Genomic DNA, 13,996 nt, shown 5'->3' with positions numbered 1-13,996 from the left:
GTCGCGGCATCATGATGTCCACGAAGATGATCGACGGCTTCTGGTCGGAAATCTTGGCCAGCGCCTCGAAGCCGTCGACGGCGGTCAGCACGTCGCAGCCTTCCTTTTTAAGCAAGGTTTCCGCCGTACGGCGGATGGTCTTGGAGTCATCGATAACCATGACCTTCAGACCGGCCAAGCCGTTCGTACCTACATTCAAGTTCACTTAACCCCCCTGCGGCCTGCCCCAGGCTCAGGTACGACGCCCGGGAAGCGGCCAGGCCCCCACCGGACGCAGATGAAAAAATTCTGCACAACCACTTCATTTAGCTTCTTACACGCCTGATCTTCGTCAGGGCGCTCCGTCTTTGCTGTTTACTGCCTGCACGGCCGTCCGTCAAGGAAAAAACGTTGTAGCAGCCACCTTTACCTTCGAAAACGCGAAGGCATATGTGAAGAACGGTTACCGGCACAAGCGCCGCCGGTGCCCGGACCGCGCTTCTCGCTTGCCGGGGAGAGGGAAATCTTGTGGCAGGGGGACTACCTCGGCGAACATGCACGCCCCACCCCCGCCGGCCTCGGGCCCGGCTTTCGGAGAATGACCACGATGCCCCGTTCGGTCGCCGTGCTGATGGACCCCATCAGCAGCATCAAGATCGTCAAGGACACCAGCTTCGCCATGCTGCTGGAGGCCGCCCGCCGCGGTCATCGCCTTTTCTACATGGAGCAAGGCGACCTGGCCCTGCGCGACGGCGCCCCCTGGGCGCGCCTGCGCGCCCTGACCGTCAAGGACGACCCCGCCGGCTGGTTCACGCTGGGCGAAGGCCGCTGGACCGACCTGCGGGAGCTGGACACGGTGCTGATGCGCAAGGACCCGCCGGTCGATGCGCAGTTCATCTACGACACCATGGTGCTGGAAGCGGCCCAGCGGGGCGGCGTACAGGTGGTCAACGACCCGCGCGCGCTGCGCGACTGCAACGAGAAGCTCTTTGCCCTGCAGTTTCCCCAATGCATGGCCCCCACCCTGGTGGCGCGTGAGGCCGCCGAGCTGCGCCGCTTCGTGGCCGAGCATGGCGATGCCGTGCTCAAGCCGCTCGACGGCATGGGCGGCCGCGGCATCTTCCGGGTCCAGTCCGGCGACAAGAACCTCAATTCCATGCTGGAGACCTTGCTCGGCGGGGACTCCCACGGCGAGGGCCGCCAGTTCGCCATCGCACAGAAATACATCCCGCAGATCAGCGCCGGGGACAAGCGCATCCTGTTGATCGATGGCGAGCCGGTTCCCTATGCCCTGGCGCGCATCCCGCAAGGCAACGAATTCCGCGGCAACCTGGCCGCGGGCGGACGTGGCGAAGGCGTGCCCCTGAGCGAGCGCGACCGCTGGATCGCCGCCGAAGTGGCACCGGAACTGCGCCGCCGCGGCCTGCGCTTTGTGGGCCTGGACGTGATCGGCGACTACCTGACCGAGATCAACGTCACATCGCCGACCTGTGTGCGCGAACTGGACCATCAGTTCGGGCTTAATATTGCCGGGTTGCTATTCGATGCGATCGAGAAACGGGGATGATCTGGCCAATGCTTCTGGGCGTCACCCCATCTTCAAAATTTTGTTCGTGGGGGCCGGTACTGTCTGTCCGCATGTCTTGGGTCCACCTTCGCCGGCACCCCGGTGATCCACGAACGGACCGCGCCGCCGGCACCTGCGCAGCATCGACCAGAGCATGCCTAGCGTGAATGCCCTCGCACGCAGCCCCGGCGGTAACAAAATCGGGGCCACCTTCATCTTTTCGCTGCTGGTCCACGGCCTGCTGCTGTTCGGCATCGGCATCAGCTACGTCGCCACGCGCCCAGCCCTGCCCACGCTGGATGTCACGCTGGTCAACGTGGCCAACAACGAAGCGCCGGACAAGGCCGACTTTCTCGCCCAGGCCGCCAACAAGGGCGGCGGCGACAGCGACAAGGCCCTGCGCCCGTCGCAGCCTTTCTCCGGACTCCTGCCCATGCCCACCGAGGGTACGGCCGTGCAACCGGTCCAGGCGACCACGCCGGCGCCCCAGCAGGCCACCGACAAGCGCATGCTGACCACCACCGGCAACGCCAACTTCAGCGTCCGCAGCGACAGCGCCAAGGAAGCGCGCGACACCCCCGACAGCGCTACCGCCGATGAAGCCAACATCGAGCAACAGGCAGCCCAGCTCGCCGCCGAAGTGAGCAAGGAGCGCCAGGCCTACGCCAAGCGCCCGCACAAAAAATACATCTCGGCCAACACCACGCCCTACGTGTATGCCGCCTACATGAACGGTTGGGTGCACCGCATCGAGCGCGTAGGCAATCTCAATTACCCTGAGCAAGCCCGCGAACAGCACATGCATGGCGACGTGATCCTCACCGTCGGCCTCAACCGCGACGGCAGCGTCTACAGCATCGATATCACGCAAAGCTCCGGATACCCGGTGATCGACAAGGCCGCCATCGCCATCGTGCGCCTGTGCGCGCCCTTTCCGGCGCTGCCGCCCAATAACAAGGAAAAGGTCGATATTCTCTACATTACGCGCACCTGGCAGTTTCAGCCCGATGACGTGTTGAGAACACGCTGACCAGCAACGCGCTGAGCGGCGCACACGGACACCCGCGCCAAGCAGCGATCAGCGATCGTCCGGCATCAGCTGTTCGTGCACGAGGCGCGCATCGGCGAGCCTCCCATGGTGGTCGTAGCGCAGCACCACCACCCATCCGAATACGTCCGCAGGCCATTTATCGCCGTGGAGCAGCGCCACCGGATCGCCGCCGAGCTGCCGGATCAGCTCGGGGATCTCGCCGTGATGCCAGCAGATCAGCACACGATCGCCGTGCGCCCCGGTGCGCAAGTCCGCGGCGATCTGCCCTGGCTGCTTGTCGGCGAAACGCTCATCGATCGCCAGGCCCAGCGCCTGGCTCAACGGGGTGATGGTCAGGCGCGGCCGCATGCTCGACTTCGAATCGGCCGCCGCGTACAGCGCGTTGGGCGTCATGCGTTGGCCTTCAAGCGCGAAGTGCTCGAAATACCCCACATAAGCCTGCGCGCGTGCCTCGCCCGCCGGCGTCAGACCCGCGCCGTGATCGGGTTTTTCGGCGTGGCGGATGATCATGACCGTCGTGTCGGCCAGCCCATTGCCGGGATGCCCGTGCTTGGCCGCCGCGCAGGTCGGCAGGGCCAGCACGGCGATGGAAGCCAGCAACAGAAAAACCGATTTCATCGCAGCAGCCCCACGCCCGGATCAGTAGTAAGCGCCAGCGTAGCCGCAGGCGTCACGCGGCGATAACGCCGCGATAACCTACGCAAGCGTTCGTTCAGCCATGCGCAAAATCGGCCACGCGGCAGACGCGGTCCACTTACAGCGCTTACAATGCGGCCATGCTCACCAACACCCCCCCATCCCTCGCCGGCCAATTCCTGATTGCCATGCCCAGCCTGGCCGATCCGCCGTTTTCGCGCGGCGTCGCCTTCCTGTGCCAGCACGATGAGGATGGCGCGGTAGGCCTGTTGGTGAACCAGCTGTCGGAATATCGCTTCGGCGACGTGCTCGCGCAAATGAAGCTCGGCTGCAGCGATCCGGAACTCGCCGACGCGCCGGTGCTGATCGGCGGCCCGGTGCAGCAGGAGCGCGGCTTCGTCCTGCATCGCGAGCATGGCCACTGGGAATCGAGCTACCGCATCAACGGCGACTGGTCGGTGACTACCTCGCGCGACATTCTCGTGGCGATGGCCAACGGCGAAGGCCCCCGGCTGGCGCTGATGGCCCTGGGCTATTCGGGCTGGAGCGCCGGCCAGCTGGAGCAGGAACTGAAAGAAAATACCTGGCTCACCGCCGAAGCGAGCGAGCGGGTGGTCTTCCACACCCCGCTGGAAGAGCGCTGGAGCGCGGCCGCCGGCCTGGTGGGCATCGATCCGCTGCAACTGCCAGGCTACGCGGGCCACGCATGAGCTGCGCACTCGGTTTCGACGTCGGTAGCAAGGTCATCGGCGTCGCGGTCGGCAATCGCGTCACGTCCAGCGCACGCGCGATCACCACCGTGGCCATGCGCGAAGAAACACCCGACTGGGCGGCGCTCGACGCGCTGCGCAGCCAGTGGCTGCCGGAAACCCTGGTGGTTGGACTTCCGCTTACGCTGGAGGGCGCCGAGCAGGCCGCCAGCCAACGCGCGCGCCGCTTCGCCGAACGCCTGCACGAACGCTATCGCGTGCCGGTGATGCTGGTCGATGAGCGCCACAGCTCGCGCGAAGCGGCCGAACGTTTCGCCGACGCACGCGCCGCGGGCCTCAAACGCCGCCGCGATGCCGCGCAGATCGACGCACAAGCGGCGGCCGTGATCCTCGAACGCTGGCTGCACGACGACACCACCCTGTTGCTGGCAACTTTTCCAAGCTCCGAATAACAACACCTAGACGGCCACCATGACCCAACGCATTCGCCACCTCACCACGCTGGAAAATCTCCCTCGCGAATGCATCGAGCGACTGCTCGACCGCGCCATCACCATGCGCGATGCCTGCGCGCACGGCACGCGCAAGCTGGATCTGCTCAACGGCCGCACCATCCTCAACCTGTTCTTCGAACCGTCCACGCGCACGCGCACCTCGTTCGAACTGGCGGCGCGCCGGCTGGGCGCGGACGTGATCAACTTCGACATCGGCTTCTCCTCCACCAGCAAGGGCGAGGAATTGTTCGACACGCTGCACACGCTCGAGGCCATGCACCTGGATGCCATCGTGGTGCGCCACAAGGTTTCGGGCACGCCGGACGAGCTGGTACGCCACGCCATGAGCGGCGTTTCGGTGATCAACGCCGGCGACGGCAACCGCGCGCACCCCACGCAGGGTCTGCTGGACGTGCTGACCATCCGCCAGCATCGGCCCGACTTCAGCAAGCTTACGGTGGTGATCTGCGGCGACGTGAAGCATTCGCGCGTGGCACGCTCGGATGTGCACGCGCTGACCAAGCTCGGTACGGGAGAAATCCGCCTGTGCGGGCCGGCCTCACTGATGCCCGAGGCCACCGAATTTCCGCACTGCAAGCTCTACAACGACTTCGACAAGGCGATCGAAGGTGCCGACGCGGCCATCATGCTGCGCCTGCAAAAGGAGCGCATGGCAAGCATCGACCTGCCCGACGAGGCGGCTTATTTCCGCGAATACGGCCTGGACAGCCGCCGCTTGGCGATGGCCGGGCGCGGTTGCCTGGTGATGCATCCGGGCCCGATCAACCGCGGTATCGAGATCGCGCCGGAAGTGGCCGACGGGCCGCAGTCGCGCATCCTCGAACAGGTGGGCAACGGGGTGTTCGTGCGCATGGCGGTGCTGGGCGAAATGCTCGCCCGCTGATTGCCCAGCCCTGCCCCGGCCCGGTACAAGCCCATCCCCGCCCCCGCGCAAGCGATACGGGAAGGTTTCCTACACGTTTTTTTCAGCGGCAGTGCAACAAAGCGGGCATAATGTCGCGGTAAAAATTTACCCATTGGGGATGATTTATGCGTAGAACCAAGCGCGTACTGGCGCTGGCGCTCACCGGCCTCCTGCTGGCCGCGTGTTCGCACAAGGACAAGGATGCCCCTCTGGCCTTCGTGCCGGCGGATACGCCTTACGTTTTGGCGAATCTGGACGTACTGGACGACGACACCCGCCAGGCCATCCTCACCCAGGTCGATGCCGAGCTGCCAGCCCAGGTCGCGCAGATGAAGGCGCAGGCCGACCAGCTGGCCGCCACCGATCCGGACATGGCCAAGTATCTGCTTACGGTCGCCGGGGAATTCGATGGCAAGACCGCCGAACAGCTGATCCACGAGACCGGCATCGATCCGAAGGGTTATGCGGCGTTCTACGGCGTGGGCCTGTCCCCGGTGCTGCGCATGCAACTGGCCGATGCGCAGACTTTCGGCCACTTCGTCGCCAAGCTGCAAAACGACTACGGCAAGAAATTCGACAACGTGGCACTGGGCCCGCAAAGCTACCAGCGCTACGTCGCCCCCGCCTCGCATTTGCAACTGATCATTGCGGTCGTGGGCAAGCAGGCGGTGCTGGCCATGTTGCCGGACAACGCGCCGCAATCCTTGCTGCGGCAGGCCCTGGGGCTGGACCGTCCGTCCAAGAGCCTGCAGGACGCGGACACCCTCACGGACCTTGCCAAGGCCAAGGGCTATGCCAAATGGGTGGTTGGCGAGGTGGATTTGACGCGCCTGCTGCCGCTGCTCACCAGCGGGCAGGATCCGCTCTCGCAGGCGCTGCTGAAGACCCGCGCCGAAAGCGAATCGGCCAAGACCGGCGAGCCGGTGACCAACCTGATGCAGGTCCCCGCCAGCTGCCAGACCGATGCCGCTCGCATCGCCTCGCGCGTGCCGCGTATCAGCCTGGGTTACACCACGCTGGACGAAAAACATCGCGACGTCCGTTTCGACGTGGCCCTGGCAAGCGACATTGTCAGCGCGTTCAATACGCTGAAGGTCCAGCTGCCGGGCCTGGGCAGCGAACCGGGCTCCCCGTTCGAACTGAGCGTTGCCCTGCCGATGGCGGAGCTGCGCGCATTCTGGGGTGCCCAGGCGGATGCGGTGGCGGCCAAGCCGTTCACCTGCCCGGTACTGGAAAACCTCAACGACACCTTCAACAGCCTGGGCGATAGCGTGCAGAAGGCGGCGGTGCCCCCGATCGGCGACCTGCTCGGCCTGCACCTGGCGCTGGACGGCTACACCCCCAATCCCGGCGGCGGCATGCCCAAGTTCTCCGGCCGGGTGGTGATTGGCACCAACAATCCGGCGGGCCTGCTGGCCATGGCGCAAGTCACCAGCCCACTTATCGCGGGCCTCAAACTCAGCAGCGACGGCAAACCGATGCCATTGCCGGCCCAGGTCATCAATGCGCTCGGCGAACCGGGCTGGGCGGCGATGGGCGCCAAATCGATCGGCATAGCGATCGGCAAAGACGAAGACGGCAAACTCGCCGACCTGATGAACCAGCCGGGCGGCGATGCGGGCGAATTGATGCGCATCCATCTCGACGGCGACATGTACAACAACTGGATCCATCTGCTGGAACAGCGCGCCGAGAATAATGCGAACATGGAGGCAGCCGCGGGTCCGGATGATCCGGACAGCCAGGACGCGCAGAAAAACGCGGCGGCAGCGCTGGCCAACACCAAGGCGCAGTTCTCCGCGATGGAGTCCGAGGCGGCGCATATCAAGGCGATCGGCGCCAATGTGCGCATGGACGACCAGGGCCTGGTCATCACCACGCACACCGAGCTCAAATAAGGCGTTTCACCGGGTCATCGACCGGCACATGCCGATCGATGACATGACGGCGGCCGGATCGGCCGCCGTACTGGCAAAGAAAAAGGAGCCGCGGCTCCTTTTTCTTTGCCAGCGAAGACCGCCCAGATATCAGCGGCGAAGGAATCCGCCGCCGATGCCGTTCTGGTTTGCCCGGTCTTCTTCCAGTTCCACACCCTCAAGCCCTTGCGACAAGGTATGCGCATCGCCACCCTGCGACAGCTTGATGCGCAGGCGCACTTCGTTGGAGCTGTCGGCGTGGCGCAGCGCGTCCTCGTAGCTGATCTCACCTGCCTGGTACAGCTGCACCAGGCTTTGGTCGAAGGTCATCATGCCGAGGTTGGTGGACTCTTTCATCACTTCCTTGAGCTTGTGGATCTCGCCCTGGCGGATGTAGTCCTGCACCAGTGGCGTACCCAGCATCACTTCCATCGCCACGCGCCGTGCCTTGCCGTCGGGCGTGGGAATCAGCTGCTGCGCCACGATACCCTTGAGGTTCAGCGACAGATCCATGAACAACTGCTGGCGGCGGTCTTCCGGGAAGAAGTGCAGAATACGGTCGATCGCCTGGTTGGCGTTGTTGGCGTGCAGCGTGCACAGGCACAAGTGGCCGGTTTCGGCGAAGTTGATCGCGTATTCCATGGTTTCGCGGGTACGCACTTCGCCGATCAGGATCACATCCGGCGCCTGGCGCAACGTGTTCTTCAGCGCGTTTTCCCACGTGTCGGTATCGATGCCCAGTTCGCGCTGGGTAATGATGCAACCTTCGTGCTTGTGCACGTATTCGATCGGGTCTTCGATGGTGATGATGTGGCCGGTCGAGTTCTGGTTGCGATAGCCCACCATCGCAGCCAGCGAGGTGGATTTACCCGTGCCGGTCGCGCCCACGAAGATGATGATGCCGCGCTTGGTCATCGCCAGTTGCTTGATCACCGGCGGCAGGTTCAGCTCTTCGATGGTCGGGATCTTCGCCTCGATCCGGCGCAGCACCATACCCACGCAGTTGCGCTGGTAGAAGCACGACACGCGGAAACGGCCCACGCCCTGCGCGGAGATCGCGAACTGGCACTCGTGGGTCTTTTCAAATTCCTCGCGCTGCGCGGGCGTCATCACGTTGATCACCATGTCGCGCGACTGCTGCGGCGACAGCGGACTCTGGGTGATCGGCACGACGCGTCCCTGCACCTTCATCGACGGCGGCACGCCGGCTGTGATGAACAGGTCCGAGGCTTTCTTGTGGACCATCAGTTTCAGAAACGAGGTGAAGTCGAATTCGCTCATGGCGATCTCCCACTGGAACAACATCGGAACCGGGGATCACCCCCGGGCCCGTCTTACTTGAACACTTCCTTGTTCTTGGCATAACCGACCGCCTGCTGGCGCGCGATCAGGCCACGCTTGACCAGGTCGAGCAGGTTCTGGTCCAGCGTCTGCATGCCGTACTGCTGGCCGGTCTGGATGGAGGAGTACATCTGCGCCACCTTGTCCTCGCGGATCAGGTTGCGGATGGCGGGAATGCCCACCATGATCTCGTGCGCGGCCATGCGTCCGCCGCCCACTTTCTTGAGCAGCGACTGCGAAATCACCGCGCGCAGCGATTCGGACAGCATCGAGCGCACCATCGGTTTTTCGCCGGCGGGAAACACGTCGATGATACGGTCGATGGTCTTGGCGGCCGAGCTGGTATGCAGCGTGCCAAACACCAAGTGGCCGGTTTCGGCGGCGGTCAGCGCCAGGCGGATGGTCTCCAGGTCGCGCAACTCGCCGACCAGGATGAAGTCGGGGTCTTCGCGCAGCGCCGAGCGCAGCGCCTCGTTGAAGCCGTGCGTGTCGCGATGCACTTCACGCTGGTTGACCAGGCACTTCTGCGAGGTGTGCACGAATTCGATCGGATCCTCGATGGTGAGGATGTGGCCGTATTCGTTCTTGTTGATGTGATCGACCATCGCCGCCAGGGTGGTCGACTTGCCCGAACCGGTCGGCCCGGTCACCAGGATCAGCCCCTGCGGCTGCTCGATCAGCTCGCGGAAGATCTTCGGGCAACCCAGGTCGTCCAGCGTCAGCACTTCGGACGGAATGGTACGGAACACCGCGCCCGCGCCGCGGTTCTGGTTGAACGCGTTGACGCGGAAACGGGCCAGGCCCGGAATCTCGAACGAGAAATCGACCTCGAAGAATTCTTCATAGTCGCGGCGCTGCTTGTCCGACATGATGTCGTAGATCAGCGAGTGCACCTGTTTGTGATCCAGCGCCGGGATGTTGATGCGACGCACGTCGCCATCCACGCGGATCATCGGCGGCAAGCCCGCCGACAGGTGCAAGTCGGAAGCCTTGTTCTTCACCGAGAAGGCAAGCAGTTCGGCGATGTCCATCGGAAGTATCCCCTCAACCGATCGTCGGTTTGAAAAGTGCGTGCCGCAAAACAGGACGACGGTGAAGTACCGCGGATGGACGTACCGGCCGTGGGCATGCCTGCCCCGCCGCTCCCCCTATCCCTTGCAGCTAACCGGATACTACTCGCGGCGATGGGCGGGCGGCCAGTATTTCGTAGCCGCGTCCGCCATGCGCAAGCGTGGTTTGACGACCCGATCACCAACCTGAGGCCCAGGGGATGCTCCGATTCATTCTTCGCAGGCGGCATGTCACCCCTTCCTTAAATTCAATAAGTGGGGTTCGCCCTGTCTGTGCGCAGGCCTTCGCACAGACAGGGCGGGTGTCGCCTACGAAGAATGAATCAGAGCATCCCTGGGGCACACTTTATCCATGCGGAGGCCGGCTCCGGTAAGGTATGCCACCTGGAACCGGCTGGACCCAAGCAACATGACACGTATTGCATTCATCGGCGGCGGTAACATGGCGCGCAGCCTGATCGGCGGCCTGATCAAGACCGGCGTGGCCGCCGCCAATCTGCGCGTGGCCGAGCCCCTGGCGCAAGCACGCGAGGCGCTGGGCCGCGAATTTGGCCTCGCCACCTACGCCGATAACCGCCAGGCGGTGGCGGACGCCGACGTGCTGGTGCTGGCGGTCAAGCCGCAGGTGATGCCGGCCATCTATGCCGAACTGCGCGACACCCTGCAGCGCAACCGCCCCTTGTTGATCTCGATCGCCGCCGGCGTGCGTATCGACCAGCTCGAACGCTGGTTCGGCAACCTGCTGCCGATCGTGCGCTGCATGCCCAATACCCCGGCGTTGATCGGCGCGGGCGCGACCGGCTTGTGCGCCAACCTGCGCGTCACGCCGCCGCAGCGCGAACAGGCGCAGCACATCCTCGATGCGGTGGGCGTAACCCGCTGGATCCAGGACGAAGCGCAGATGGACACCGTCACCGCGCTGTCCGGCTCAGGCCCGGCCTACTTCTTCGCCATCGTCGAAGCGCTGGAAGACGCCGCCGTGGCGCAAGGCCTGCCGCGCGATACGGCGCGCATCCTCGCCACCCAGACATGCCTGGGCGCAGGACGCATGCTGGTGGAAAGCAATGAGGCACCCTCGGTGCTGCGCCAGCGCGTGACCTCGCCCCATGGCACCACCCAGGCTGCGCTGGAAAGTTTCGCCGCCGATCAACTGCCGCGCGTGGTCGCCCGCGCCGTGGCCGCTGCCACCCGCCGCGGCGCAGAACTGGCCGACGCCTTGGACAAGGATTGAACCGTGTCGCATTTGCTCCAGGCCCTGTCGTTTCTGATCCAGGTGGCGTTTGGCGCCCTCGCCACGCTGTTCCTGGTGCGCCTGCTCGCCGAGGCCACCCGTGCGGACTTCCACAATCCGCTCAGCCAGTTCGTTTATCGCTATACCAATCCGGTACTGGCGCCGGTTCGCCGCGTGCTGCCCAATTGGCGACGCATCAATATCGCCGCGCTGCTGGTCGTGTGGCTGGTGCTGCTGCTTGAACGCGTGGTGACCGGCGCGCTGATCGGCCAGATACTGGCGCTGCCAGGCTTGCTGGTGGTCGCGGCAGCCGATCTGCTCGACTTCGTCTTGCTGTTCTACATCATCGTGATCTTCGGCTGGTCGCTGCTGAGCATGCTGTCGGCCGATCCGTACCAGCCGATCGTGCGGCTCGCCGGCACCATCGTGCAGCCACTGCTGCGGCCGCTGCGCGGGAAACTGGTGGCGGGCAATCTCGACTTTTCGCCCATGGTCGTGATGATCGTGCTGGTCCTGGCCCGCATCCTGATTGCCGCACCGCTGTTCGATCTTGGCATGGAACTTGGCCTTGGCGTGCACTTCGTACGTCCCGGCTGATGCGTTCGTGACCAGGCGCTCGCTGCTGCTGGGTCTGTTATTGACGTCCGCGACAGCGGCGGCGCTGCCGTCCGAACCCCCGCAAGTCACCGTGCACGGCACGGTGGCCACGGCCACTGGCGAGCATCCGGCATGGTTCACCTTGATCTGCACGCAAGGCAGCGGTGCGGCGCTCTCGCTGCAGCTGATGCTGAGCACCGACAGCGCGCCGGACTTCCCATTCGATGCCTTCGAGGGGCCGCGCGCGCCGGCGTCGTACCTGCCCAGCGCGCAGCTTGCGGTGGGCGGCCGACGGTTCGCACCTTCCGTTGTGGCGGGATGGTACGGCGGCGAGGTGGCCGGCACGTTCGTGTTCGGCATCGCCGCCTCGCCCGGCAGCGCCACGACGGCGGTGCAAGTGGCCCAGGCGCTCGGCAAGCCCGGCGTCAAGCTCGACTGGATCCAAGCGAGCGACAACATCCAGACCCCACCGCTCGCGGCGACTTTCGCACCGGACGCGGCGCAAAGCCGTGCGCTTGCACGGATCGCCGCGCCGTGCCTGCCCGGTCACCCGCGCCGCTGAATCAACCCTGGCGTTGCGCCCATTGGGCAATCCGCGCATGGATCGCATCGAGTCCGTCGAACAGGGCCGCGGGTCCCGGCTGCAGGATGATCGGCGACTTGATTTCATACAGGTCGCCGGTGCGCACCGCCGGCATCGCCTGCCAACCCGGCCGCGCCGCGACACGCTCGGGGCGAAAGCGCTTGCCGCACCACGAACCGAGGATGATGTCGGGCGCGCGCCGCACCACTTCATCCCCATTGGCCAGGATGCGCTGCTTGGCCAGCGGCTCGCGCGCGAGTTCCGGGAAGGCGTCCTCGCCGCCGGCGATACCGATCAGCTCGGCCACCCAGCGGATGCCGGTGATGATCGGCTCATCCCATTCCTCGAAGTAGACCTTCGGCCGGCGCGGCAACGCGGCGGCCGCCGCGCGCACCTCGGCCAGGTGCGCCTGGGCGCGCTGTGCGTACTGCTCGGCCTTTTCGTGGGCGCCCACCATCGCGCCCAGCCGGCGGATGTAGGCGAGGATGCCCTCGACACTGCGATGATTGCTGATCCACACCTCCACGCCCGCGCGGATCAGTTCGCGCGCGATGTCCGCCTGGATGTCGGAAAAACCGATCACCAGATCCGGCTGCAGGGCCTGGATTTCCCCCAGCTTGGCGCTGGTGAAGGCCGACACTTTGGGCTTCTCCCTGCGCGCGCGCGGCGGACGCACGGTGAAGCCGGAAATGCCCACGATACGGTGCTCCTCGCCCAGGGCGTAGAGCACTTCGGTGGGTTCCTCGGTGAGGCAGACGATGCGTTGGGGAAACCAGTCGCGTGATGCGGAGCTTGTCATGTGAAGCCTGAAGCGGAAAGTCAGTGGCCGAGCACGGTGACCGTCACCTTCCGCTGATGCGGATCCCTGCGGTGCTCCCACAGATAGACGCCCTGCCAGGTGCCTAGCCGCGGCTTGCCGCCATGCACGGGAATGGTGAGGCTGACGCCGGTGAGGATCGAACGCACATGCGCGGGCATGTCATCGGGACCTTCGGCGTCGTGCTGGAAAAGGGCGTCGCCGTCGGGCACGGCACGGGCAAACCAGCGCTCCAGGTCGGCACGCACCGCCGGATCGGCGTTTTCGCTGATCAGCAGCGAGCAACTGGTGTGCGCGGTGAAAATGTTGACGATGCCCACCTGCACGCCGCTGGCCGCAACCCGTTGGGCGACCTGTTCGGTAATCTCGCTGAAGCCGCGCCCGCGCGTGTGCACGGTAAAGCCGTTCTGTGCGACATGTTCGGCGGTGGTGGCGCGGCTCATGGCAGATTCCTCAGGGGTAAAGCAGCCGGCTGGTCCACGTCTGGCCGTGGCGGTCCCAGCGCACCCGTTCGTGCAGGCGAAAGTTGGCGCCATACCAGAACTCCACCATGTCCGGCTCCACCATGTAGCCGCCCCAGTGCGGCGGCCGCGGCACCTCGCGTCCGGCGAATTGCTCCTCGAAATGCGCCACGCGCTGCTCGAACACTTCCCGCTGCGCAAGCGTCTGCGATTGTTGCGAGGCCCAGGCGCCGATCTGGCTTCCACGCGGACGGCCGGCAAAGTAGGCATCGGATTCTTCCGCCGGCAGCCTGCGCACCACGCCTTCCACGCGCACCTGGACGCCTTCGCGCAGACGCTTCCAGTGGAAGCACAGAGCCACCTGCGTGTGCGCATCCATCTGCACGCCCTTGTCGCTCTGGTAGTTGGTGAAGAAACGGAATCCGCGCTGATCGGCTCCTTTGAGCAGCACAATGCGCGAACTTACGCGCCCGGCCGCATCCACGCTGGACAGGTTCATGGCGGTCGGCTCCGGATCGCCGCTGGCGACGGCCTGATCCAGCAATGTATTGAAAGTGTCAAGAATCTCAGGTTTCAGCATAGGGGCTTGAATCGTGGCGGGCTCACGTCATGATTGAG

At 65.0% G+C, this 13,996-nt stretch carries 16 protein-coding genes; 9 read left to right on the top strand and 7 right to left on the bottom strand.

The annotated features are described in order from the left end of the window. The coding region (locus VME63_RS15470) for a response regulator (RefSeq protein WP_325434251.1) at positions 1-160 on the bottom strand (160 nt) is incomplete at its 3' end. A 426-nt stretch (positions 161-586) separates the two neighbouring features. On the opposite strand from VME63_RS15470, the gene gshB reads away from it, so the two are divergent. Beyond that, positions 587-1,546 (top strand): glutathione synthase, encoded by a 960-nt coding sequence (gene gshB / locus VME63_RS15465; protein WP_325434249.1) that lies wholly within the window; start codon positions 587-589, stop codon positions 1,544-1,546. A 154-nt stretch (positions 1,547-1,700) separates the two neighbouring features. Beyond that, on the top strand, positions 1,701-2,576 hold the full coding sequence (locus VME63_RS15460) for an energy transducer TonB (protein ID WP_414648277.1): 876 nt from the start codon (positions 1,701-1,703) through the stop codon (positions 2,574-2,576). Between the two features lie 48 nt (positions 2,577-2,624). On the opposite strand, the gene VME63_RS15455 is transcribed toward VME63_RS15460, so the two are convergent. After that, on the bottom strand, positions 2,625-3,215 hold the full coding sequence (locus VME63_RS15455; RefSeq protein ID WP_325434247.1) for a flagellar basal body-associated protein FliL: 591 nt from the start codon (positions 3,213-3,215) through the stop codon (positions 2,625-2,627). A gap of 158 nt (positions 3,216-3,373) precedes the next feature. Between VME63_RS15455 and VME63_RS15450 the strand changes: the two genes are divergently transcribed. The 4 genes from VME63_RS15450 (at position 3,374) to VME63_RS15435 (ending at position 7,260) form a co-directional block, all read left to right on the top strand. Continuing rightward, positions 3,374-3,943 (top strand): YqgE/AlgH family protein, encoded by a 570-nt coding sequence (locus VME63_RS15450; RefSeq protein ID WP_325434246.1) that lies wholly within the window; start codon positions 3,374-3,376, stop codon positions 3,941-3,943. After that, a complete protein-coding gene (gene ruvX / locus VME63_RS15445; RefSeq protein WP_325434245.1) occupies positions 3,940-4,395 on the top strand; it encodes a Holliday junction resolvase RuvX in 456 nt (151 codons plus the stop codon). Before VME63_RS15450 ends, ruvX begins: the two co-directional genes overlap by 4 nt. 19 nt (positions 4,396-4,414) lie before the next feature. After that, the gene (locus VME63_RS15440) at positions 4,415-5,341 is read left to right on the top strand and encodes an aspartate carbamoyltransferase catalytic subunit (RefSeq protein ID WP_325434244.1); all 927 of its coding nucleotides are present in this window, start codon (positions 4,415-4,417) and stop codon (positions 5,339-5,341) included. A 146-nt stretch (positions 5,342-5,487) separates the two neighbouring features. Next, positions 5,488-7,260, top strand: coding sequence for a hypothetical protein (locus tag VME63_RS15435; protein WP_325434243.1), 1,773 nt, complete (start codon positions 5,488-5,490; stop codon positions 7,258-7,260). 129 nt (positions 7,261-7,389) lie between these two features. Here VME63_RS15435 and VME63_RS15430 read toward each other — a convergent pair whose 3' ends face one another. Together VME63_RS15430 and VME63_RS15425 are read right to left on the bottom strand one after the other, a co-directional pair. Then, positions 7,390-8,559, bottom strand: coding sequence for a PilT/PilU family type 4a pilus ATPase (locus VME63_RS15430; RefSeq protein WP_325434242.1), 1,170 nt, complete (start codon positions 8,557-8,559; stop codon positions 7,390-7,392). A gap of 53 nt (positions 8,560-8,612) precedes the next feature. Next, on the bottom strand, positions 8,613-9,650 hold the full coding sequence (locus tag VME63_RS15425) for a type IV pilus twitching motility protein PilT (protein WP_325434241.1): 1,038 nt from the start codon (positions 9,648-9,650) through the stop codon (positions 8,613-8,615). Between the two features lie 448 nt (positions 9,651-10,098). Between VME63_RS15425 and proC the strand changes: the two genes are divergently transcribed. From proC to VME63_RS15410, 3 genes are read left to right on the top strand one after another with little or no spacing between them, the layout of a single operon-like run. Continuing rightward, positions 10,099-10,920 (top strand): pyrroline-5-carboxylate reductase, encoded by an 822-nt coding sequence (gene proC, locus VME63_RS15420; RefSeq protein WP_325434240.1) that lies wholly within the window; start codon positions 10,099-10,101, stop codon positions 10,918-10,920. A gap of 3 nt (positions 10,921-10,923) precedes the next feature. Next, complete coding sequence (locus tag VME63_RS15415; protein ID WP_325434239.1) at positions 10,924-11,517, top strand: YggT family protein; 594 nt, start codon at positions 10,924-10,926, stop codon at positions 11,515-11,517. A 7-nt stretch (positions 11,518-11,524) separates the two neighbouring features. Next, positions 11,525-12,079, top strand: coding sequence for a hypothetical protein (locus VME63_RS15410; protein ID WP_325434238.1), 555 nt, complete (start codon positions 11,525-11,527; stop codon positions 12,077-12,079). Position 12,080: 1 nt separating this feature from the next. Here VME63_RS15410 and VME63_RS15405 read toward each other — a convergent pair whose 3' ends face one another. From VME63_RS15405 to pdxH, 3 genes are read right to left on the bottom strand one after another with little or no spacing between them, the layout of a single operon-like run. After that, positions 12,081-12,899: a cobalamin-binding protein gene (locus VME63_RS15405; protein ID WP_325434237.1), complete on the bottom strand. Its 819-nt coding sequence runs from the start codon at positions 12,897-12,899 to the stop codon at positions 12,081-12,083. Between the two features lie 20 nt (positions 12,900-12,919). Next, positions 12,920-13,360, bottom strand: a complete 441-nt coding sequence (locus tag VME63_RS15400) for a secondary thiamine-phosphate synthase enzyme YjbQ (RefSeq protein ID WP_325434236.1) — start codon at positions 13,358-13,360, stop codon at positions 12,920-12,922. Between the two features lie 10 nt (positions 13,361-13,370). Further along, the gene (gene pdxH / locus VME63_RS15395; RefSeq protein ID WP_325434235.1) at positions 13,371-13,958 is read right to left on the bottom strand and encodes a pyridoxamine 5'-phosphate oxidase; all 588 of its coding nucleotides are present in this window, start codon (positions 13,956-13,958) and stop codon (positions 13,371-13,373) included. Positions 13,959-13,996: the final 38 nt, after the last annotated feature.

This window comes from Dyella sp. (genome assembly GCF_035503745.1).
Classification (GTDB): domain Bacteria; phylum Pseudomonadota; class Gammaproteobacteria; order Xanthomonadales; family Rhodanobacteraceae; genus Dyella_B.
Note: the sequence above shows the minus strand (reverse complement) of the source record. Positions and strands in the feature narration are given on the sequence as shown.